This window comes from Paenibacillus glacialis, assembly GCF_001637205.1.
GTDB lineage: Bacteria > Bacillota > Bacilli > Paenibacillales > Paenibacillaceae > Paenibacillus_AQ > Paenibacillus_AQ glacialis.
In genome coordinates this window covers 75,144-96,811 of the sequence record NZ_LVJH01000002.1, presented here as the reverse complement: position 1 = coordinate 96,811, position 21,668 = coordinate 75,144, and the positions used below count along the sequence as shown (strand labels likewise).

The window sequence follows — 21,668 nt, the reverse complement described above, 5'->3', positions numbered from 1 at the left end:
GTTAAAAATGACAACAACTAACCAAACAAACCAAACAAACAATCAAGTAAATGAGGAATCCGCAAATGAGAGATTACATATTACCTTCAAATTTGAGGATGCAGTAATTAAATATCCAGTTGATAAATTTGATGGTGCAGACCTGTTTCGCACTATTATTGAGTTGAAACAGAATGGTGGAACATTAGAAAATGGCGGAAAAGTTTATGATATTTCAGAATTAAAAGAGATGGTACTTAGCTTTGAAGTTGAAACTGCTGAAATTAAAGGAGAGGATAAATAGAATGAGTTTAGCTTGTCTTATGGGGAACGAAAAAAGAGCATATTTCACAGCAGATACTAGAGAATGTGCAACAGTTGATGGACAATTATATCAGATGAATGACAATGCTAAGAAGATATTCAATATTGATAATAAAATTATCTTTATATCTGGATACTCGGCATTGTGCAAAGAGGTTATAGAAGATTTTGAGGTAGACACAGATCATAGTATTGAGAGATTACAGGATATTATTAAAGAGCATGGCAGATCATTTGAAACATTGTATCCCAACCACGTTGATATATTAGGTGCTGGGTATATGGATTGTACTGTTGTAACCTCAGTGAAGATTGAGGATAAGTATCAAAATATTCTTTACAATTTTAATAGCACAAACAACTTTGAACTATTCGAGTATCCCATTACTAAAAAGGATGGATATATATTCGCTACAGCAGGGGTTTTAGGACAAGAAGCAACAGACATTGGAAATTCACTCAAAGAGAAACTAGATCCAGTAGATGTATTTAAAACGATATATAACAAACTATCATGCGAAGCAGTAGGAGGGAGTTTTGAAATGTACGAATTTGATAATGTAAGAGGAGTTATTTCACACAATACATACAAAATTGAAGATAAAAAAGAGTTGTTAAAGTACGAAGATTATAAGCCTAACAATGGTCATTACATCTTAGGGAATAAGCTACAGATATCAGATGATAGAGGAACACTTACTATTGAAGGCAATTTGCTAACGATCACGGATGATAGTAAGAAAACGAAGGTTCAATTAGGGGAGTATACTAAAGGTTCTTTCGGATTGAAGCTATATGGACCCAAGGGTGATGTAGTGTTAGATGAAAATGGGATTGTTCAAGTAGACAGTATTCAAGTGGTTGATAACGTTGATAGCTCACATGGATTGAAGCTTAAGTTTTACGTAGATGATGGCATGATTAGTATTAGGAAAGTTATGCTTAATATTACGTTGGAGAGATTTAGAGCACATAGTAAAGGCGCTTTGAGTAAAATTATTGATTTGAATACAACACGTTCAGAGAGAATTGATTTGACTACAACACTTGAACGGAGCTTTGCATCAAAATCAACACTGCCAGAGAATGTGTCTGGAAATACTGAAACAGATGGTACTTATATTTCTGGTGTGGGTGGACATAACCATGGTATTCCTGATGGAACGCAATTATTGGTTAGCGGGGGACGAACAGTTTCTTGGTCAACTTCTGGAGGTCATCGTCATCCAATATCATTAAACTCTCATTCACATAGTTTTACAGTTCCGGCACATTCTCATGACATTTCTATGCCCGAACACGCACATTCCATATCAATGCCTTCTCATTCACACGACATTGACTATGGAATTTATGAGAGTTCATATGCTACAGGTGTACGTATCTCAATTGATGGAGTAATTAGAGGTGGAACGTACAGCAGTTCAGAGAATACGGTTGATATTACACAATGGATAACAACAACAGGATGGCACACTATTGAATTAACGTCAACACAATTAGGAAGAATCAATGCTAGTTTGTATGTTAAGTCATTTGTAGGGTTCTAATAAATGCTTATTCAATTGTCCAGGTGCCCATCGGTACTTGGGATTGAGTAAATTCTATATTAGGTAAGTAACTAATTTCTTTTATATTTACATCTGTGCTAAAACTGTAAAAAATAAAACCAGTAGCCGTTTCACCTTTGGTCAATAGTTCTCCCATATCGAGTTTACCATTAACCTTAAGGAATATTGTGTTTCCAAGATAGTTTAATTGCTTGTCTGTTATTAAATTACCAGTTCCGAAATTATACATTCTACCTAAAGATATGCCTACGTCTGAGTTATTAGTCACAGTTGTGTATACTTTAAACCCTTTATCTAAGAAGATTCCATCTATCTCTTCCTTAGTAACATACTCGATCTTATCAATCGAAACAGTAATTCCCTTATTCGTAATGGATTCGCCAATTTTAACCTTTTGTACCTCTTTACCACTCTCAACTGGTGGTTTTGTTACAGTCGATTCTTTTACTACAGGAGGATTGGGTTTAGTCTCTATTGAATTGCCGTCTATCTTAATAGTATCTGATTTCTTGTCATAGCTAACATCTAATCCTAAAGCTCTACCTATCTCACCTACAGGTAAATAGTTCGTATTATTGTAGGTGATGGGTTGAGTGTTTAACTTAGCATTCTTTCCATCAATAGCAACTTTAACAGTGTTGTTAATTTTAGCTGAGATAGATTTTGCTGTATCTGCTAATACAGGAGTTACTACTGTTAATGCCATACCAATAACTAATCCAATTGCAATATATCCAATCTTTTTCATAGTTGTACCTCTTCACTTTAATTATTTTTAAAAGGGTAATTTCGCCTATCATATTCCAATATTATACAGGCTATATTGCGGATACACCATAGTAATAAAATAGACTAACAACCATATGAAACTAATATTTCATAATAATTAAAAAATAGAAAAGGATGAATGATTTTGAAGAAGAAAAAGGGAAGACCCTATGAACTACAACCAAGCGAATTGGAGAAATTCACCTCCAAATATGGGGACAAAAACAACAAAGTTCGAGCATGGGTTTTTGTGAAAAATAGTATAAAAAGTGGATTGATTAAAGAGGAAACAGAATTTGCAGCTTATCTTCTCTATGGCTCATGTGAGGCTCGGATTAATGCAATTCGCTATAAAGCACAGAAACCCTATATTGATGTCTACATTGATTGGAGTGACTCTAATTCGATGTGTAGAGATATTATCAACCACAAACCTGAGTTTTGGAAAGAGTGGGTGGTCATGACTGGTAAATTTATAGAATCAAAACAAAAGCTTAGTGCCAGACCCACGGTGGATCGTCTTTCTGAAGACCGATCAGTGGGTTACCGTCTAGAAAATATTGCCCCCCTCACACATAGCGCAAATTCGAGCAAGGCTCTGAGTAAGTCATGTTATGTATTCCAAATCAATTTTGATCTGAGTGGGCAAAAGAAATTCAAGAGATTCCAACATAAAAAAGAAGCGTTAAAATTTATAGGAATCAATAATAAAGTTGACACAGGTAAGATATTTGAAGTGGATGGCAAGCACTATCTTATACAAAGTGAAGCCGTAACTCTTGGGCTTGAACCCATGGAGGAGTATAACTACGAAGATGATGAAGAGTATACAGCGTGGATTCCTATTGGGACTATAGAGGACTCGAATGGCGAAACTAGGATCATCAAGCAGGAAATCAGGTTTCCATACATGTCGGTGATATTAACAGAGCAACACAAAAATACATAGAGTATGACGAAGCAAGAGACGTTCTAAGGAATGATAAGTTTGAAACTAGAGTAAGTAACAAGGTGATATAAAAGTGTCTTAAAAGTCAAAAGAGAGGGTTGCAAGTGTCAGGGATTAATCCTCTCCATAACAATAATGAACCATTAGTCATGTAATAGTAAATAAAACATTTAGCAAGCAAGTAAGATGGAATAGGACAAGTAGATTTTCAATATAATTTTATATATAAATAGAAAGGAAGGAGGGGTAGTATTCAATTAAAGGTTACATCCTCCAGCGGAACAGAGTCTCCTATGGAATGGTATGCTAAAAAAGTTAAAGAGTTTGCAAAAGAAAAATACGGACTAGAGATCAATGTTGAAATTATATCTACAAATACATATAGCAAATAATATTATTATCTAACACCCAATAAACTGGGTGTTTTTTAGTTAATGATTAAAGTATAATCAAATGTGAGTGTGTCGTTTATTAACCAAGGAATGAAGGAGATAAAATATGGGGAATGACAAGATAAAATGTGGAATATATGCAAGGGTAAGTACGGACAAGCAAGGCGATTCAATAGAAAATCAAGTTAGTCAGGCAAGAGAATATATAAAACGTATGGGCGATGAGTACGATTCTGAAGACATCTTAATTTACAAAGATGAGGCGGTTTCTGGGTATTACACTAGTGTATTTGATCGTGCAGAAATGAAAATTGCAATTGATGATGCAAAAAATAAAAGAATACAATTACTTGTCTTTAAGGAAGTAAGTCGTGTAGGCAGAGATAAACAAGAAAATCCAGCTATTATTGGGATGTTTGAGCAATACGGTGTGCGAATAGTTGCAATAAATGATAACTATGACAGTTTAAACAAGGACAATATCACTTTCGATATTTTATCTGTTTTATCTGAACAAGAAAGTAAAAAGATATCTGTGCGTGTCAGTTCAGCAAGAAAACAGAAAGCAGCAAGAGGTCAATGGAATGGAGAACCACCATTTGGATACTATATAAATCCTGAAACAAAAAGACTTGAAATAGACGAAGAACGTGGTAAAGTTCCACCTTTAGTATTCGATCTATATGTCAACAAAGGACTAGGAACATTTAAAGTTGCGGAGTATCTCAATCAAAGGGATTTATTAACGAAAAACGACAATCTTTGGAGTCGTGAGACAATTAACCGAATGATTAAAAATCAAGCTTATATTGGACAAGTTGCCTATGGTACTAGACGTAATGTTCTGAAAAGAGAATATGACGAAAGAGGAGCCATGAGCAAAAAGAAAGTTCAAATTAAAATAGATCGAAAAGAGTGGCAGATTGTTGAAAATGCACATCCATCTCTCATTGATAAGGAATTGTTTTATAAGGCACAAAAAATTATCTCCTCTCGTTCCCATGAAAGAGGTGTGAAACGTGCTTACCATCCTCTCACTGGTCTCCTTATTTGTGGTCAATGTGGGGCAGGAATGGTTTGTCAGAAGAGAACGCATAAAGAGAAATCCTATCGTTATTACATTTGCAAAACATATCATAAATATGGACGTGACACTTGCTCTCAAGCCAATGTTAATGCTGATGAGCTTGAAAAAGTAGTAATCGAAGATGTTAAAAGTAAATTCACCAATTTGCCAAATGAATCATTATTACTTTCGGCTAACAGAGAAGATGATATTGATAACCTTAGAAAAGAATTGAAAAGTATCAACATAAGAAAAGAAAAACTTATGAAGGATCAAATGGATATATTCTCTCAACGTGATTTATTCCCTGAAGATTTATATCGAACTCAAATGATTGAGATTAAAAATAAAATTGGTGATTCAGATAGCGAAACGTCAATCATTGAAAATCAAATTTGTGGGATAGAGGAGAAGTTATCTGAGGCTACATCATTGCAGTACATTATAGAAGAGTTTAATAAATTAGATATCGAGGATGTTAATCACCTACGTACTTTGCTACGGGAAGTAATAAGTAAGATTACTTTAACTGTTGAGGATTTACACATCGATTATATTTTTGATTTTAATAGTTAATTATGATACTCCCATGGAGCCTGAGGTATCCATCATAGCGATAATAACGGCATTGGAATCAGGTACGACGATGTCATCCCAAGTCTTGTATCGTAGGTCATCTGGATTGATGCCATGAATTCCTGGGTCACCCGCAGAAGCATTTCTTCGTAAGTTTTCTAGGATGGTTCTTTTCTTATCTAAGTTGGACATCATACCTTTCTTACGAACGTCATTGAAGATGATCTTGTGGGTCTCGATCTGTTCTTTATCTTTCGGTTGTAAGTGGGGGAGTTCCAACTCTTCAAAGAGCATGTTCTCTACCTCTTCAATACTAATTTCTGCATCTACAACATCCTGCCCTGGCTGGTCACCTGCCTTATCACCTTTCCCCGGTTTCTGTGCGGGGTCCCGACCGAGGACATCTCCAACTTGACTATCTCCATCTCCTTGCCCAACGTGTTTTTGTTTCTGAAAATTATAAACAAATCGATATTCATCCAGACTTCGAATGGGCACTTTGATAATTTGTTTTCCATCAGACATGATGATATTTTCTTCGGTGATGAGATCAGGTAAGTTCTGCTTAATCACATCGCGTATCTTTTGTTGATGGCGGACTTGATCTTGGTAGCCTTTTCGATGCAGAGACCAGTCTTCGCGAGAAACAACGAACGAATAAGGCCGGGGTGACGATGACATAATAGACACCTCCCAATGGTTTATACGGCACAGTGTGGTCTGTTATTAAGTAAGTATATTCACGGGGAGAGGGGTTATGTGATAGACAAGTGAGAATAAACGAAAAGACTGCTGATATATATAATCAGCAGTCTTGATATATGTAACGTAACCTATGAATAAACAATAAATGAAATTAAATTAAACTTGAAATTTCAAGTTGTTGTTTTTGTAGAAATTCAATAATGAAGGGTAGAGCTTTTAGTGTTTCTTTGGATTCATGTAAGAGAATGATTGACCCCGTTGAGTGGGTATTGATGATATAATTCAGTATTTTTTGTGAATTACTGTTATTCCAATCTTCGGGATCTTTGTTCCACAATACCATCTTCATGTTATTGTTGGTCATAAGATCTGTCAGTTTATCATCTCGAGAGCCATAAGGTGGTCTGAATAGAAGAACAGGATTGGATGTAATTTGCTGAATTAATTGATTGGTCTGCTCGATTTCATATTGCTGAATGGTAGCAGATAATTGAGATAAATTAGAATGAGTCATAGAATGATTTCCTATAGAGAACCCGTTAGCATCTGCATACTTGACAGCTTCAGGAAATTTACGAACCTGACTTCCTACGAAAAAGAACGTTCCCCCGACACCATACTTCTTCAAAACATCCACGATCTCCTTCGTGTAAATGGAAGGACCATCATCAAAGGTTAAGGCAACCGACCCAGAGGGTAGATTGAAGTTGACTGATTGGTCCAAAATAATTTCAGGGGCTGAGATAGGTTTCGGCACCTCTGAAGGTTGTAATATCACGGAAGCTAGGACATTTTCCTCTGATGGAGAAGAGGGGTTTGATTCATATTTCACAGTGTTCAATTCAGACTTCATGACAGCTTTGTCTGTTAATTCAGAAGAATTAGTGAAGACGTTTGCAAATACTCTTTCGCTTATATAGGAATACTCTGGAACAAAGAGAAATGAAAGCATTGCAATAATAACCGTTGATACTAACATTCGAGATAACAAAGGTTTCAATCTTCTACTGAATTTTAAAGGGATAATCCCAGTTGACTCCATAGGCTCTTTATGAAGGGCAGAGGCGTGTTGTTGAAGTACAATGGAACTTGAGGGGAGCAATAAATTCAGACTTTGAATATCTCTCAATGTTGAGATCTTTATTGAATAGGACTCTGAACATGGGAACATGACCTTTTCACTAATCCCACGATCATATTTCGTTATGTAACTATAGTGATAATTGAAGGTTGCGTTGAAATAACACTGCAAGGATAGTCTGTATTTGACTCTCTCCGATACACCAGTAATTGCTATAATATGATCAGCCGTAAAAGCATCAAGCTCCCATTGCATTAGAACAGTTTCTTCAAAGGTAAAATTGACATGAATGGTATACGTTTTGGATCCTTTATCCACAGATAGAAGCTCCAGCCATTTCTCAGAGTAAGAATGGATAGGGTTCCCCTCCTTTCAGTAGTAAGCAGAGATTATCATTTACGATGGAGGTGAGAATGAGAAAGACATGCGTGTCGTGAAATCTGTGACGGATTGTAATAATTGAGCTTTTTCTTCCATCACTTTGTGATATTGACTTGAGATGTTTAAGTTCTCTGCCTCAGAATCTCTTAATTCTTCTTCAAGTTCTTTTGTCTTCTGCATACTATCGTATTGGTGTTTGCTAAACTCTTCGTTTAGTTGGATATATTTGTTTCGTTCTTTATCTAGTTGATATTTTAAATTCTCGATTCCGCTATTGGAAGTACTCTGATAGTCTTTATAGTCTTCAAGAAGTTGATCATAGCTCATTTGTTTACTTGTCAATTTGTCTTCAAGACTTCTGAACTCTTTCTCCTTCTCAAGGATTAAATGTTCCCTCTTACTTAACTCATTCTTAAGCCGATTGATCGTTTCATTGGCATTTAATAATTGATCTTCTGTATCTTTACTCTTAAATTGGAACAACTGGCGATCATTTAATAAATTCTCAACCGCAACAACTAAATCAAAAGCTGTTTTATCTTGCTTTAGTAATTCATAGTCGAGTTTCGAAGGATCTGTACTTGCTTCTGAATTTTCAACTTCAGAACCCTCATGTATGACCATAAGATCGTTTTCTGATTCAGTACGAACACTTAGAACATTTTTAAACCATCCCCTTGTTTTGTTGCTGGAATTGATTTTGTCTGGCACAAGATTCATCTCCCTTAAATCGATTCATATTATTACTTCGTTATCATTATAAAGTTAGTGTATGAGTCGACAAAATAATAAAAATCCTACTATATAATATCGGCTTTTATGTCGAATAATCTTAGTGTTTTTTCGACATAAAAAGCCTGAGTCAATGGACTCAAGCTATGTAAATACATATAGGTAATTACAACTAAGATACAAGTTTTATTTCTCTTACTTTAGCGTATTTTACTATTGTTGGAATATGTCCAAAAAGAGCTCGTCAAGATGTTGTTAAGATATTCTTGGATATTGATCTCCAGCTATAGCTACTCCAAATGACATCAGCCAACATAGATAGAGATAATATTGGAATTAGCCAATTCCATAAAGGGAGCATATGTGTATATAGGTTTATAACCCATGGGTGAAGACCATATAAACATACCAATGACAATGGGCACCAATATAGTGAAAACTTCATGCAGATATGTCCATGAAGTTGTAGTGATTGTGTTGAATAATCCCACCATCGTTTCTGAAACAGGCTGTGAAGTATAACACCGCTAACATATTCTATCGTAGTAGGAATGAGCAGACTGAGGATAAGGATAATGATCCAATGAAGATGCCGTGTCAAGGTCAAAGAGAGGAAGAGGGGAGCAAAACCATACATGGGTTTGAAAGGACCTTTAAGAAATCCCACCTTCCAAAATAGATCATCGATAAACCAACTATATACATTCTCAAGTAACCAACCTGCTAATGAATAGATTAGAAAATAAAAGGTGAATTCCTGTAGGGCTGAAATAGACATGTCGATAACCATCCTTCTAGATGTATTAGAAAACAATCCTTATTATGGCTAATCATGCAGGCTTTATACGGATCGGATAGTATAGGTTCCTAACGTGTGAACAGAATATATTTTTAGTTCAAGGATGGGGGGATATCGTTTACAATAAGTGTGAATATTTATCGGATAAGAAAGAGAAGGTGAACATCCAATGTTGAAATCATTAACAATCATTAAGGCGTTCCGTCAAGGAGACCGTAGTGTCCTGCAACAGAATACTTGGCTAGAGATGATAACATCTGCTGAAGAACGTATTGTTAATTTGGAGCGGGTTACTTCTATCAAAGAAATGGCGGAAGTGAATCCAGTTCTTGATTATGTAGAGAGGACCCTTGAAATATTGGATAAGCTATCTTTATCCTTCTGGGTAAAGGAAATTCTAGAGGAAGTACTGATATGGTCCGAAGTTGCAAAAGGAGGGACTGTTAAAGACCGCTTGGCTTGGCAAGCGGAAGGAATCAATCTATTTGTACATAATGTAGGATCATCCCATCTGTATAATAAATATGCCGTAGTTGCTCGAACCGATAGAACGGATGTTATTCATACATTGATTGCAACGCATGGCCTTGTAGGGCAGTTTCTACGTGGAGAAGTATTATTTGAAGACAATAGTCCTCTAACGGATTTGACATTAGATAGAATGCTATCACCCGAAGAACTACACCATATTCTTGTTCCCCTAAATCGTTGCATTATTACTGGCGTGTCACCTGAGTTGTGGAATGAAGTTAGGCTTGATGTGGAGCGAATCATTCGTAATATATCGGACCATCATGATCTAGAGCCAGAGGGCATTGTAAATAGGTTGCGTAAATTACGTACGGCTGCTATTAGACGAGGAGAACCATTTGAGGCTGAGATTGTGACACTAAGGAATCATATCGATATTGAAAAGGAATTCATGAGGTTAGAAGATCATACATTATGGTTCGTAGAAGCTGCTCTACAGGATTTCACGCTGGAAGAATTCATGAAAGTATTTCTATTCTTATACCATAACGATGATATCGAACGAATAAGGCATATCAGCTTCGAACCGCTTATGAATACGATGTATTATGACTATAAGGGCTTAAAGAGGCTGAATGTGTATAAGAAGCGAATTATTGAGAAATATCTGCAAGAATGTTCGTGGGAGTCGATCCGTTGTGGTAAGTTTCCGGATAATCCACATCTTATACACGAGTTGACATTAAACAAGGAATTACCTGATACATTATTCTTCACCTTTACATTCTCGAGTTCGGCAGAGAAGTTAATTGAGTTCTGTATCGAAGCCGAGAAATCACCATTATACGAGAAGGCTGTGCTTCTGTTATTTGATCTATTCGACTTGCGACGTGATGCCTATGATCGATTTCATAACGAAGAAGAATATTTAGCTGATATGAATCAGACTTCGGATTATAAAAAAGTGTTATTGGACCATATCGTAGGACACAAAGTACTAGATATCGGACCGGGAGGTGGCGTACTACTTGATCTTATGGAGCAAGAAATGCCACATCTTGAACCGATTGGGATCGATATTTCTTCGAACGTCATAGAAGCACTGGAGCGTAAGAGATTGCTTGAGGGTCATCATTGGAAAGTTATGAAGGGGGATGCTCTGAAGCTACAGGAATATGTGGAACCCGGCAGCATCGATAGTGTGATATTCTCGTCCATTCTTCATGAGCTCTATTCCTACATTCCATATAACGGACATAAATTTAATCATGATACCGTTGCAGCAGCGCTGGCAAGTGCTTATGATGTCTTGGCGCCAGGAGGGCGAATTATTATTCGTGATGGCATTATGACAGAGCCGACGAATCAGAAGCGAAGAATCGTATTTCATGAGCCTGATGGAATCGTGTGGTTGCGTCGATACGCTCATGATTTTTCCGGAAGAAGCATCCAGTTTGAAGAGCTAAATGATCATGAGGCTATTGTACCTATAAACGATGCAATGGAGTTTCTTTATACGTATACATGGGGGGAAGATGCTTATGTTCATGAGATACAGGAACAATTTGGTTATTTCACTCCTTCTCAGTACACTGCGTTTATAACAGAAACATTAGGGAAAGAAGCTAATATTCTCGTCAGCAGACATTATCTCCAAAAGGGATATACAGAAGCATTGGGTCAACGAGTGACTTTGTTTGATGAACAGGGAAATCGTGTGCCACTACCAGACAGTACCTGTCTGTTCGTCATTGAGAAGCCGTATGAGTGACCCTGAAACGACGTCTAGGCTAAGGCAATTACAAGGACCCAGTATTCAGATAGACCCGCTGTTTTCTTATTATTTAAATCGTACCCCAGAGAGCATAGCTGATGAAATAAGAAATGCTGGTTATCAGATCGTCCATTATTTTATAGTTAACGAACATGAGGTGTCGATTGATCTAATCGACGCTTTTCATAAACATGGGATTACGGTATGGGCATTGGTTATTGGGAATGGAACGTTCGATACACGTCATTTACCAGTACATTGGCGAGAATGGCGTATGGGTATGCTGAAAGATCCAAAGGATGGATTTGAGAGGTTGTCTCTTTTTGCTCCAGATTATGTACGGTGGAAGAAAGGGGTATTAGTTCGACTCGTACAAGAGTTTCCGTTCGACGGGATCGAGATTGCAGAGCCTTATTTTCCTGAATGGGACGGTATACGTAGAGGGATATATGGGGATGTCGGACCTTTTGCGCAAGCGGCCTTTCAGAAACAATTTGGGATGGAAATGCCTGAGTTTACTGATAAAAAGGCAGATAACTACTATACAAAGGTACCAGAAATATATAAGCAATGGATCCTATTTAGAGTTGAGACAGTGAATCGGTTTATTCATGAATTGATGAATGGTGTAGATGGCGTGCGTACTGCTCGTCCTGATATTCTAGTGGCAACTTGGTCTCTTGCTGTACATGCATCAAATGCGCTAGAGAAAGTAAAGGAATGGCAAGGGATTGATGCGATATCTATGATTGGGCTTGTGAAGCCAGATATTCACTTCTTACAGACGCATTGGCCGGATTGGATGCAAAGGTTCTTATCACCCCATTATGTTAAGGGTTATGAAGTTATTGCAGCACCGATACGAGACACATATCCTACCCTCCCATTAGGTATTCAGACGGATATTGGCTCGGTAGCACGAATGGTTCGGAGTCGAGAATGGCTGAATCAGTTTCAGAATACCGTGTACGATCTGGGGTATGACACGTGGACGGCATATGAATATCATTTGGGCGGGTATATGTCTTCGGAAGCGCCTATTCCTATTTATGCTACACGTACAGGAGAAGAGGAGCTGCTTATTTCTTTTAGCAAAAGAATTGACCCTAAGTCAAGAGTAACGATTGTGTTGTATCCGTTGTCTCAAGAAGGTTTGGTGGAGGATAAAGTGGTGACGGATATGAGGCTTGAATTCGATGGGAATCGTGTAAGGGCGAGGGAGATCCATTTGCCTCGCGATCCCTTTGAAGTTGAAGTTCGGGGCATGAAAGATACACCTTCACTATGGTATTCTAAAGGTAAGAGAGCTAATCAAGTCCCACATGGGATAAGAATAAGAGTTCAGTAGTCAAAGCGAAGGAGAAGAATGGATGCAGTGGATTGCCATGCTAACGATGCTTATGGATCATATTGGATATGTATTCTTTCCAGATGAGATGATGTGGAGAACGATTGGAAGATTGGCCTTCCCAATCTATACTTATGCTCTAGTTCAGGGATATTTACATACATCGAATCAGCTGAAATATGGCATTCGATTGTTAATTATAGCGATATTATCACAACTCCCGTATGAACTTGCGTTCGATACTTCAAGATTTAATGTTGTAGCTACGTTATTTATAGCGGTGTTAGTTATGAATATATTGGATAGGATTTCTTCAAAGATACTTTCAGTTGGGATTGTCCTTCTGTTCGGTATATTGATGCAGATTATTCCATTTGATTATGGTGCCTATGGACTTGTACTTGTCTTATTATTCAAATATTTATCTTCCCACGAGTTAGTATTCGCACATGTATTTTTAAATGTTGTGTATTTGTTCTCGAATAACGCGATCTTACAAATGTACAGTATTGTACCTACCTTGGTCATCGTGTATGGACCGATCTTATGGACTAGACTTGAATCGATTCGTGTACGCAAATGGATATGGCGATCGTTCTATCCGCTCCATCTAAGCCTTATAGTGATATGGAAATGGGTAGAGTGGTAGTTGAATTCACAATGAATTTTCGAAATGATAGATTCATCTATAACACAAAAGGTTTCAACAGAGGAGAATGAAATAATGAGTATTTATTCATTTAAAGCTAACAATATTCGCGGAGTAGAGATAAGTCTTGAACAATTCAAGGGAAAAGTAGTTCTTATTGTGAATACGGCAAGTGGATGTGGATTTACTCCACAATACGCAGATATTCAGAAGTTATACGATAGATATCAGGAACAAGGGTTTGTAGTATTAGGCTTCCCATGTAATCAGTTCGCTGAGCAAGAATCCGGAAGTAATGAAGAAGTACATACCTTCTGTCAATTGAATTATGGCGTCACTTTCCCTTTATTTGAAAAAGTGAATGTACGTGGAGACGAGAGGATTCCGTTGTTCTCATATTTAACAGAACAAGCACCATTTGAAGGGTTTGAGCTGAACAATTCTTCAGCCAAAATGTTGAATGCGATGTTGAACGATAAGCTTCCAGAACTATTAATCGGTAACGATATCAAATGGAACTTCACCAAATTCTTGATTAATCGAGAAGGTGAAGTCGTTAGTCGGTTTGAGGCACCTGTCGACCCATTAGATTTAGAGCCTGCAATTGAAACTGAATTGAAAAATAGAATATAGAACAAAACAATCCCAGAAGCTTATCAATAGCTTCTGGGATTGTTTTCTATCAGACTTGAATAATAAGTAAAGTTGTTCTTTTTTAGATTTATTTAAAACATGGTGAGTACCAATCGTTTATAATATGATTTGATAGGCTGATATATTGAAGTAGACTTTAATGGAGTTGATGACATGCAGATACAAGATCAATACAGCCGAGGTCTAAGAGACTTAAGGATTTCAGTAACGGATCGGTGTAATTTCCGATGTAGATATTGTATGCCTGAAGAAATATTTGATAACAATTATGCTTTTCTACCGAAAGAACATATTCTTAGCGTAGACGAGATTATACGGTTAGCTCGACTATTTACGGCTCTTGGTGTGCAGAAAATACGTATTACAGGCGGGGAACCACTACTTCGTAAAGAGTTGCCTGAGATCATTGAACGTGTATCTCAAATCCCACAGATTGAGGATGTAGCCCTTACAACCAATGGTAGTCTTCTGGCTAAGCATGCTCAATTGTTAAAGAATTCTGGGTTAATGCGAGTTGCAGTAAGTTTGGATGCGCTAGATGATGGTACGTTTATGAAAATGAATGGCGGCCGTTCTCATGTGCAGCCTGTTCTAAATGGAATTGAAGCAGCCGCAGAAGCTGGGCTTAAGGTCAAAGTAAACATGGTCGTACAAAAGGGTGTCAACGATGAATCTATTCTATCGATGGTAGAATACTTTCGAGATAGGGGGCATATTCTTCGATTGATTGAGTTTATGGATGTTGGAAATACAAACGGTTGGAATTGGGATCAAGTAGTGAGTAAGAAAGAGATGTTGGAACGGATTCATTCGGAATGGCCGCTTGAACCTGTCGACTCCAATTATTCTGGAGAAGTTGCTTCTCGCTATCGTTTCCTAGATGGGAAAGGGGAAATTGGTATTATCTCATCCGTCAGTGACGCATTTTGTTCTACTTGTACAAGAGCGAGATTGTCAGCAGAGGGTACACTATATACATGCCTATTTGCTACAAAAGGCTACGCATTACTCCCAATGCTTAGATCTGGTGCTTCTGATGAGGAGATTACAACGTATCTCGTTGACATATGGTATAACCGACATGATCGATATTCTATAGATAGAGGTAAAAATCAAAGTGATGGTTCTAAGGTTGAAATGTCACGTATCGGTGGTTAATTCTAAAGATAAATATTTCAATTTTGAACTATGAAAGATAGAGGTACGTTTGGAAATTACAAAAAGGGGTTGGGACAGAGGCTTTCGCCACGTCCCAACCCCTTATTAAACTTGAAAATAACCTAACTACCAGGTTATTTTTGTTTGAATGTTCTCAGGACTTCTCTCAGATGGACTAGACGGTAGGACTAGATAAAATACATCGGATGATTCTTCCACCATTTTGAGTTTAATATGTTCGGGAATGATGACCCCAAGTGCTTCTTTGATAGCTTTTTTTGGATCTGCCAAGAGTTGTGCTTTGAAACTTGGATCTTCCCATGCTTTGTTAATAATTTGTGTTTGAAGTAGTGCCTGTTGCGTCATTAGAATCACCCTTTCGTATTGGTTAATATTTACTTATTAAGAATACCATGGATAATGTTGGGAATCTATCATTAAATCATATTTTTCGACAACCAATAATATAATCCCCCTTTTTCTTGCAATAATTTATCTTCTTCGATCTGGTTAGCGTCTTTAATCAAGTGATCAATAAGTGTTTTATGAAATGATATAAGGTATGGAAGGTTCAATTCTAATGTTTGAATATAAGTATGATTTGCACTAGCAATGTCCGTATAACGCTTCATAACACCTCGGACAAAAATAGCATTCTTAATGAGGTCTAAGGTCAACGGTTCATCTCTATGACTTTCTTCATTAATCATAGATAATAACCCGTTATAGTTACCTTCCTCCCAATCATCCATCCAATCAATCCAGTCATCAGCCATTTGCAAAGTAATTAGGACATGATCGATGAAGTTCGTTAGCGTGGATATAAGTTCCGATTGTCCTGACAGTACTAATGCACCTGTACTTGAAAGTTTGAGAGGACTAGCTTTACGAGCTGTCATTATTATATTAGTTCGAAAGTAATCTTGTTGATGTTCATTGGAAACACTGTCTGTCCATTCTATTATGTATTGGTGGAAGTAGGCCCAAAATAGGGAATCGGAAGGGAAATAAGATCTGTATATCTCTAAGAACTGCATGTGAAGTAAGTTGGCAAGAGGGATTTGATCTCGATCTAAAGTTGTTTTATTATCCATGATATCATCCTGAATAAAGAAATATAACATAGCAAATACATTGCCGACAGACAATTTGACACAATCCGCATCCTTAAGATGAGTTATTTCCTTTAACCAGAAAGGTAAAAGGTAGCAAATGTAGTTCTTCGAGCTATCTTCTTGGTGAATATCAAACTTATTTAAATAAGAGAGACCTTTGTGATTAAGTGGTGGTGGGAATGTTGCTACTATTCGTTGTGACTCCATAAAGACTTGTGCTAGTTCCTTCTCAAAGTCTTTATACCATGGCATGATATCACACTCCTTTCATGATTATTTTAACATATATACCCAAATGAACCAATTTATTTTGGAGGAAGTGTTTTTTGATGAAGGGAAGTTTCGAAGTTTGTCGAATTTTAGAATGATAGTATAATACTTTATTTTTACTCGTTGAGGTGTGTCTATGAAATGGTTTTCTAAAAAAATGATGGTAATACTGATCGTAGTTCTCATGGCTTCATCTAATGTTGTTAGTGCCTCTAATACGATAGAAGACAGAAACAAGTCCATCGAGATTAAAAGGTGGCAATTTATGTGGGAAAAGAGTAATAGTGAGGAAAGAAAGAATATAAGTGATATTCTTTCTTCAGGTCCGTGGACTTGGCGTGGCTCCAGTCAAGTTATAACAGGTTCTAATCAGCGTTCGTATACCTTGTGGCTTAAATTCAGATTACCAGCAACAATAGATATATCCACTCCAGCTATATTCATCGATAAGATCTACGCAAAAGATATTTCTATATATTTAGACAATGTGCTGATATATGAGAATAATAGGTCCCACACATATGACGCAAATAGAATTTTAGTGGCAGTTAAACCTGAGGATGCAGGCAAAGAATTGCTTATGAGGGTACATTCGGAAAGAGACCGAATGGGAATGGCCGAAGAGATCATAGTAGGAAAGTATCAAACTCTTCTTAAAAAGTTCGTCAAGGAAAACTTAATCGATATCATCTTTGGGAGTTCCATTATATTTATAGCTGTAGTGATGTTTATTTGTACTTTTTTCTTGAGAAAAGAGCAGATACGAGATTGGTTATCTCTAGATATCGTATTAGTAGCGATCGGTACGTTGATTATAACGTACTCTCCCTATTTATATACTCATTATGGAGAATACGGGAATATGTATACCGCTTTATTTGATATTGCATTATTAATTTTCTTACCTGGTTTAACCTATATTTTTGAGAGTATGATTGGGAAGGGCTATCGTGGGTTGATTAGTCATTTTCGAAAATTCCAAATGAAGTACTCACTACTCTGTCTCATACTAATGTTTATTAATATGCTTCTTGATAACGCTTTCTATGGTATTTATTATATTGTATCTGTAACAGTTTTAGGTGTATTTATTATTATACAAGGGATTCTACTGGTGGTTAACGCAGTATATTATGCAATCAAAGGTAATAGAGATGCCGTTATTATGGCTACAGGATTTGCAGTATTCTCATTAGTAATCATTACTGAGTTTATTTGGTATTATTCACAAAATGGCAACCATGAATTATTTCTATGGAAGTGGGGTGTAATGGGCTTCGTCGTTTCCTTAATTGTATTATTAGGAAGGAAATTCGCCTTGAATCATCGCCGTGTTGTTGAATACTCGAAAGAACTTGAACGTTTTAATAATGAATTACAACGTTCTGAGAAGATGGACATTATCAGTGAATTAGCAGCTTCAGTAGCACATGAAGTAAGAAACCCACTTCAAGTGACCAGGGGGTTTCTACAATTATTAGAGGAGAAGTCACAAGACAAGGAAAAGGGTTATTTACAACTTGCCCTTGAGGAACTAGAGAGAGCATCGAATATCATTACCGACTTTTTAACATTTGCTAAACCTGGACTTGAACAAATTACTCTTCTTGATATATCCAAAGAATTCAAGCATATAGAAGGGATTTTGTTGCCTTTAGCTAATTTTGAAGGTGGGACTGTATATACAAATATCCCCTCTGGCCTAATGATTCATGGTAATTCTTCGAAATTTAAACAAGCGCTAATAAATATGATTAAGAATAGTATAGAAGCTTTGGGGGATGAGGGGCTTATTCGTATTTGGGCTTATCATGATGGGGGAGAGGTTGTCGTTCATATCCATGATAACGGTCAGGGCATGGATGCTGAAGAGATTATGCGACTAGGAGAGCCTTACTACTCCAATAAGACCAGAGGTACGGGACTTGGTCTAATGGTGACATTCCGGATAATTGAATCGATGGATGGAAGTGTAACATTCGAAAGTAAAAAAGGGGTAGGAACGGAGGCTGTCATTCGTTTTCCCTCTGCCAATAAAAGCGAACCCTTGTGATTATATTGCTTATAGATTTATTGTAGTATGATCCAATCAAAGTTAGTGCAGAGAGGGTATGATACTACTAAGGTGTTGGATGAAGAAGAGATCAAATTATAGCGTATAGGGAGGTTAGCGTCAATGGATGATCAAGAGACATCTGAACAGTTGCAGGAGGAACTTCGTAACATTATTAAGTGGGAGAAGACACAGAAGAAGGTGTTTATATGGGAGAAAATTGGACGAGTACCTTTTTTACTTTTAGATAAAATAACACCAAAAGGGATACGTGAAAAGTTAGGAAGCGTGATAAATGAGATCGGAAGTTTTATTCAGACGGGTGGACAGTACTTGGTACACCACAAAACGATGATGAAACGTTTAGAAAAAGCATCACAGACTAGCACTAATCATACCGCAGAGGGGACTCTGACGCTTCAAGATGTGGGTAATTTACCATTGGCTTTATTGGATCATGTTGCAGATGACTTGATATCCGGACGTGTTAAATTTGCAGCTGCCCAAGGAGCGACAATAGGTGTTGGTGGGGTATTTACCATGGCTGCGGATATTCCCCTCGTTCTGGGTCTCTCGCTCAAAGTATTGCAAGAGCTAGCGTTGTGCTATGGTTTTGATCCTAATGACAAGCATGAACGGATATTTATTGTTAAGTGCCTTCAGTTCTCCTCAGCAGATGTCGTAGGGAAGAAGGCGATTCTTGAAGAATTAGCGCTATTTGATGATGAGGAACGCGAGGGACAAGTATTCTCTCAACTAAAAGGATGGCAAGAAGTTGTTCAGACTTATATGGATAGCTTCGGGTGGAAGAAATTGTTTCAACTTGTTCCGGTTGCTGGTATTGTCTTCGGATCTATTAGTAATAAAGCAACGATTGAGGATGTATCTGAGGCAGGTAAGATGCTGTATAAGAAACGAAGAATTCTAAGGAAGATCGAGGATCTGAAACAAATATAAAATAACATTTGGGGGGATGGCCAAATAATCATTGATGAAATGGTTAGGGACATCCCCCCGCTTATTTACTATTATCTGTTGTCTATTGTTTCGGGATACATATCGTGATTCATCAGGCGATGATGTGCCATTTCTTCATACTTCGTTTCTGGACGTCCATAATTACAGTATGGGTCAATGGAGATTCCTCCACGTGGAGTGAATTTACCCCAGACTTCAATGTATTTGGGATCCATCAGTTTAATGAGATCATTCATAATAACGTTCATGCAATCTTCGTGGAAATCGCCATGATTACGGAAGCTGAATAAGTATAACTTTAGTGATTTACTCTCTACCATACGAACATCTGGCATGTAACTAATATAGATTGTGGCAAAATCAGGTTGGCCAGTGATAGGACACAGACTTGTGAATTCAGGGCAGTTAAATTTGACGAAATAATCGCGGTATGCATGTTTGTTATCAAAACTTTCAAGAATGGATGGATCGTATTCCACAAGGTATTTAGTTCCTTGGTTTCCTAGTAGCGTAAGGTCTTCCATTTCAATAGGTTGTCTTCCAGGCATGATGATACTCCTTTTTGGGTTCGATTTATTATGTTTGTATTCCGTATTAAACGCCCCGTTTATTCCCCCACACTAAAGTATGAAGCTGAGGCAATACCCGAACATTATTTAAAGTAGAGGATTCCATGACTTTATCAATAAGCCATTCATAACGCTGTAATAAGTTTGTTGTGAGTTGTACTGAATCCATCGTGTGGACATCCGAATTTCCTACTTGTAGATATAGCAGAGTCTCCGGATAACGAAGATGAACCGTAGTGGCATAGTCTAGATCTACTTCATCAAAAATAACTACTTTCAAGCTATGGGAATATCTCGCAGGGCGTTGCCTCAAGTTATCTACGATGATGTCTAACATCTTCCACTCCGTTTCCATACCCGAACTAGGTGGCTTAGGAGATAGTGTCACTTCGTCGACCGCTATAAGCCAATCTTGCCATCTAGATCCTTGGGTCTCTACTGCCACGGTAATGTTCCGATCGTGTAACAATTGTATTAATTCTCCGAGTTGTGGAAGTAAGGCTGGGTTTCCTCCAGATAGCGTTACGTGTGAGAATCGATCTTCACCTACTTGATATAGTTCATGACAGATTTGCTCAGGACTTAGGAGCTTAATAAGATCTTTCCCACTCCCATCCCAAGTGAAGCTTGAATCACACCAAGAGCAATGATAGTCACAGCCGGCGGTACGAACGAACATTGTCTTCCTTCCGATGACCATCCCCTCACCTTGGACAGTAGGTCCAAATATTTCAAGAACCGGGAGGGGACGACCAAGCTTATGATCATCAGGCTTACGTTTATCGTAATTCTGACTACTCACTTAGCATCCACTCCCGTCTTGATTCAGCATAGCTGGTAGGAGTCTCGTATAGTCTTACAAACTCTGTACGGATAACATTCGAATGTGGAATGTCTTCATGGTTGAGGTGAATAGAGCCCTGAAGTGCTTGCTCCATTTGTTCAAACAGCCAGACGACCATATTCTCAGCCGTTGTGTTCATCTTAGGTAAGGTCTCGTTAAGATAGCGGTGATCGAGATAGGGTTCGATACGATCTTTCCAAATGTCCTTGATTTCACCGAAATCAACGGTGATTCCAATGTCATTCGGTACACCACTGATTCCAAAGACCGCTTTGTACGTATGGCCATGAAGATTCTTGCATTTTCCTTCATAGGCATGTAAATGGTGAGCTGCGTCGAAGGTAAATTCTTTACAGACGAGTACTCTTTTGGTGTGATACTTTAGCTCGTCATGTTGAATATCTTCTCCGAAGCGTTGAAGGTTATCGATAATTCGGAATACTCCAGGTGTATAATTCATGT

General features: G+C 37.6%; 20 protein-coding genes and 1 pseudogene. 11 read left to right on the top strand and 10 right to left on the bottom strand.

The annotated features are described in order from the left end of the window. Positions 1-7 precede the first annotated feature (7 nt). The gene (locus PGLA_RS00830) at positions 8-283 is read left to right on the top strand and encodes a hypothetical protein (RefSeq protein WP_068527350.1); all 276 of its coding nucleotides are present in this window, start codon (positions 8-10) and stop codon (positions 281-283) included. 1 nt (position 284) lies between these two features. Next, a complete protein-coding gene (locus PGLA_RS00825; protein ID WP_068527348.1) occupies positions 285-1,853 on the top strand; it encodes a hypothetical protein in 1,569 nt (522 codons plus the stop codon). A 7-nt stretch (positions 1,854-1,860) separates the two neighbouring features. On the opposite strand, the gene PGLA_RS00820 is transcribed toward PGLA_RS00825, so the two are convergent. Beyond that, positions 1,861-2,622 (bottom strand): stalk domain-containing protein, encoded by a 762-nt coding sequence (locus PGLA_RS00820; RefSeq protein WP_068527346.1) that lies wholly within the window; start codon positions 2,620-2,622, stop codon positions 1,861-1,863. A gap of 165 nt (positions 2,623-2,787) precedes the next feature. On the opposite strand from PGLA_RS00820, the gene PGLA_RS00815 reads away from it, so the two are divergent. Continuing rightward, on the top strand, positions 2,788-3,591 hold the full coding sequence (locus PGLA_RS00815; protein WP_068527344.1) for a hypothetical protein: 804 nt from the start codon (positions 2,788-2,790) through the stop codon (positions 3,589-3,591). Positions 3,592-4,089: 498 nt separating this feature from the next. Beyond that, on the top strand, positions 4,090-5,625 hold the full coding sequence (locus PGLA_RS00810) for a recombinase family protein (RefSeq protein WP_068527342.1): 1,536 nt from the start codon (positions 4,090-4,092) through the stop codon (positions 5,623-5,625). A 9-nt stretch (positions 5,626-5,634) separates the two neighbouring features. On the opposite strand, the pseudogene PGLA_RS00805 reads toward PGLA_RS00810, so the two are convergent. The 4 genes and pseudogenes from PGLA_RS00805 to PGLA_RS00790 all read right to left on the bottom strand — a co-directional run. Further along, positions 5,635-6,306: pseudogene (locus PGLA_RS00805) on the bottom strand (DUF444 family protein); the annotation flags it as partial. 175 nt (positions 6,307-6,481) lie between these two features. Next, positions 6,482-7,729 (bottom strand): polysaccharide deacetylase family protein, encoded by a 1,248-nt coding sequence (locus PGLA_RS00800; RefSeq protein ID WP_068527340.1) that lies wholly within the window; start codon positions 7,727-7,729, stop codon positions 6,482-6,484. Between the two features lie 78 nt (positions 7,730-7,807). Further along, positions 7,808-8,503: a coiled-coil domain-containing protein gene (locus PGLA_RS00795; protein ID WP_084410637.1), complete on the bottom strand. Its 696-nt coding sequence runs from the start codon at positions 8,501-8,503 to the stop codon at positions 7,808-7,810. A gap of 265 nt (positions 8,504-8,768) precedes the next feature. Then, entirely contained in the window at positions 8,769-9,302 is a 534-nt protein-coding gene (locus PGLA_RS00790) for a putative ABC transporter permease (protein ID WP_084410630.1), read from the bottom strand. Positions 9,303-9,492: 190 nt separating this feature from the next. On the opposite strand from PGLA_RS00790, the gene PGLA_RS00785 reads away from it, so the two are divergent. The 5 genes from PGLA_RS00785 (at position 9,493) to moaA (ending at position 15,377) form a co-directional block, all read left to right on the top strand. Beyond that, on the top strand, positions 9,493-11,565 hold the full coding sequence (locus tag PGLA_RS00785; protein ID WP_068527334.1) for a class I SAM-dependent methyltransferase: 2,073 nt from the start codon (positions 9,493-9,495) through the stop codon (positions 11,563-11,565). After that, the gene (locus tag PGLA_RS00780; protein WP_068527332.1) at positions 11,558-12,916 is read left to right on the top strand and encodes an N-acyl-D-glucosamine 2-epimerase; all 1,359 of its coding nucleotides are present in this window, start codon (positions 11,558-11,560) and stop codon (positions 12,914-12,916) included. The genes PGLA_RS00785 and PGLA_RS00780 overlap by 8 nt, the downstream gene beginning before the upstream one ends. A gap of 22 nt (positions 12,917-12,938) precedes the next feature. Beyond that, a complete protein-coding gene (locus PGLA_RS00775; protein WP_068527331.1) occupies positions 12,939-13,565 on the top strand; it encodes a TraX family protein in 627 nt (208 codons plus the stop codon). 75 nt (positions 13,566-13,640) lie between these two features. Further along, the gene (locus tag PGLA_RS00770; RefSeq protein WP_068527329.1) at positions 13,641-14,198 is read left to right on the top strand and encodes a glutathione peroxidase; all 558 of its coding nucleotides are present in this window, start codon (positions 13,641-13,643) and stop codon (positions 14,196-14,198) included. A 174-nt stretch (positions 14,199-14,372) separates the two neighbouring features. Beyond that, positions 14,373-15,377, top strand: coding sequence for a GTP 3',8-cyclase MoaA (gene moaA, locus PGLA_RS00765; RefSeq protein ID WP_068527328.1), 1,005 nt, complete (start codon positions 14,373-14,375; stop codon positions 15,375-15,377). A gap of 126 nt (positions 15,378-15,503) precedes the next feature. Here moaA and PGLA_RS00760 read toward each other — a convergent pair whose 3' ends face one another. Continuing rightward, positions 15,504-15,743, bottom strand: coding sequence for an NHLP leader peptide family RiPP precursor (locus tag PGLA_RS00760; RefSeq protein ID WP_068527326.1), 240 nt, complete (start codon positions 15,741-15,743; stop codon positions 15,504-15,506). Positions 15,744-15,814: 71 nt separating this feature from the next. Continuing rightward, a complete protein-coding gene (locus PGLA_RS00755) occupies positions 15,815-16,744 on the bottom strand; it encodes a hypothetical protein (protein ID WP_068527324.1) in 930 nt (309 codons plus the stop codon). Between the two features lie 154 nt (positions 16,745-16,898). On the opposite strand from PGLA_RS00755, the gene PGLA_RS00750 reads away from it, so the two are divergent. Both PGLA_RS00750 and PGLA_RS00745 read left to right on the top strand, forming a co-directional pair. Next, a complete protein-coding gene (locus tag PGLA_RS00750; RefSeq protein WP_068527322.1) occupies positions 16,899-18,815 on the top strand; it encodes a sensor histidine kinase in 1,917 nt (638 codons plus the stop codon). 123 nt (positions 18,816-18,938) lie between these two features. Next, the gene (locus PGLA_RS00745; RefSeq protein WP_068527320.1) at positions 18,939-19,772 is read left to right on the top strand and encodes an EcsC family protein; all 834 of its coding nucleotides are present in this window, start codon (positions 18,939-18,941) and stop codon (positions 19,770-19,772) included. Between the two features lie 71 nt (positions 19,773-19,843). Here the strand turns inward: PGLA_RS00745 and queF are convergent, their stop codons facing one another. Genes queF through queD form a run of 3 tightly spaced genes read right to left on the bottom strand, consistent with a single transcriptional unit; the run spans position 19,844 to position 21,666 of the window. After that, positions 19,844-20,341, bottom strand: coding sequence for a preQ(1) synthase (gene queF, locus PGLA_RS00740; protein WP_068527319.1), 498 nt, complete (start codon positions 20,339-20,341; stop codon positions 19,844-19,846). Between the two features lie 46 nt (positions 20,342-20,387). Continuing rightward, complete coding sequence (queE, locus tag PGLA_RS00735) at positions 20,388-21,164, bottom strand: 7-carboxy-7-deazaguanine synthase QueE (protein ID WP_068527317.1); 777 nt, start codon at positions 21,162-21,164, stop codon at positions 20,388-20,390. Continuing rightward, complete coding sequence (queD, locus tag PGLA_RS00730) at positions 21,157-21,666, bottom strand: 6-carboxytetrahydropterin synthase QueD (protein WP_068527315.1); 510 nt, start codon at positions 21,664-21,666, stop codon at positions 21,157-21,159. The genes queE and queD overlap by 8 nt, the downstream gene beginning before the upstream one ends. Positions 21,667-21,668 lie beyond the last annotated feature (2 nt).

What these genes read in the sequence shown, in the direction of transcription:
- PGLA_RS00830 (WP_068527350.1), top strand. Translation starts at nt 8, where the DNA reads ATGACAACAACTAACCAAACAAACCAAACAAACAATCAAGTAAATGAG.
- PGLA_RS00825 (WP_068527348.1), top strand. Translation starts at nt 285, where the DNA reads ATGAGTTTAGCTTGTCTTATGGGGAACGAAAAAAGAGCATATTTCACA.
- PGLA_RS00820 (WP_068527346.1), bottom strand. Translation starts at nt 2,622, where the DNA reads ATGAAAAAGATTGGATATATTGCAATTGGATTAGTTATTGGTATGGCA.
- PGLA_RS00810 (WP_068527342.1), top strand. Translation starts at nt 4,090, where the DNA reads ATGGGGAATGACAAGATAAAATGTGGAATATATGCAAGGGTAAGTACG.
- PGLA_RS00790 (WP_084410630.1), bottom strand. Translation starts at nt 9,302, where the DNA reads ATGTCTATTTCAGCCCTACAGGAATTCACCTTTTATTTTCTAATCTAT.
- PGLA_RS00785 (WP_068527334.1), top strand. Translation starts at nt 9,493, where the DNA reads ATGTTGAAATCATTAACAATCATTAAGGCGTTCCGTCAAGGAGACCGT.
- PGLA_RS00780 (WP_068527332.1), top strand. Translation starts at nt 11,558, where the DNA reads ATGAGTGACCCTGAAACGACGTCTAGGCTAAGGCAATTACAAGGACCC.
- PGLA_RS00775 (WP_068527331.1), top strand. Translation starts at nt 12,939, where the DNA reads ATGCAGTGGATTGCCATGCTAACGATGCTTATGGATCATATTGGATAT.
- PGLA_RS00770 (WP_068527329.1), top strand. Translation starts at nt 13,641, where the DNA reads ATGAGTATTTATTCATTTAAAGCTAACAATATTCGCGGAGTAGAGATA.
- moaA (WP_068527328.1), top strand. Translation starts at nt 14,373, where the DNA reads ATGCAGATACAAGATCAATACAGCCGAGGTCTAAGAGACTTAAGGATT.
- PGLA_RS00760 (WP_068527326.1), bottom strand. Translation starts at nt 15,743, where the DNA reads ATGACGCAACAGGCACTACTTCAAACACAAATTATTAACAAAGCATGG.
- PGLA_RS00755 (WP_068527324.1), bottom strand. Translation starts at nt 16,744, where the DNA reads ATGCCATGGTATAAAGACTTTGAGAAGGAACTAGCACAAGTCTTTATG.
- PGLA_RS00750 (WP_068527322.1), top strand. Translation starts at nt 16,899, where the DNA reads ATGAAATGGTTTTCTAAAAAAATGATGGTAATACTGATCGTAGTTCTC.
- PGLA_RS00745 (WP_068527320.1), top strand. Translation starts at nt 18,939, where the DNA reads ATGGATGATCAAGAGACATCTGAACAGTTGCAGGAGGAACTTCGTAAC.
- queF (WP_068527319.1), bottom strand. Translation starts at nt 20,341, where the DNA reads ATGCCTGGAAGACAACCTATTGAAATGGAAGACCTTACGCTACTAGGA.
- queD (WP_068527315.1), bottom strand. Translation starts at nt 21,666, where the DNA reads ATGAATTATACACCTGGAGTATTCCGAATTATCGATAACCTTCAACGC.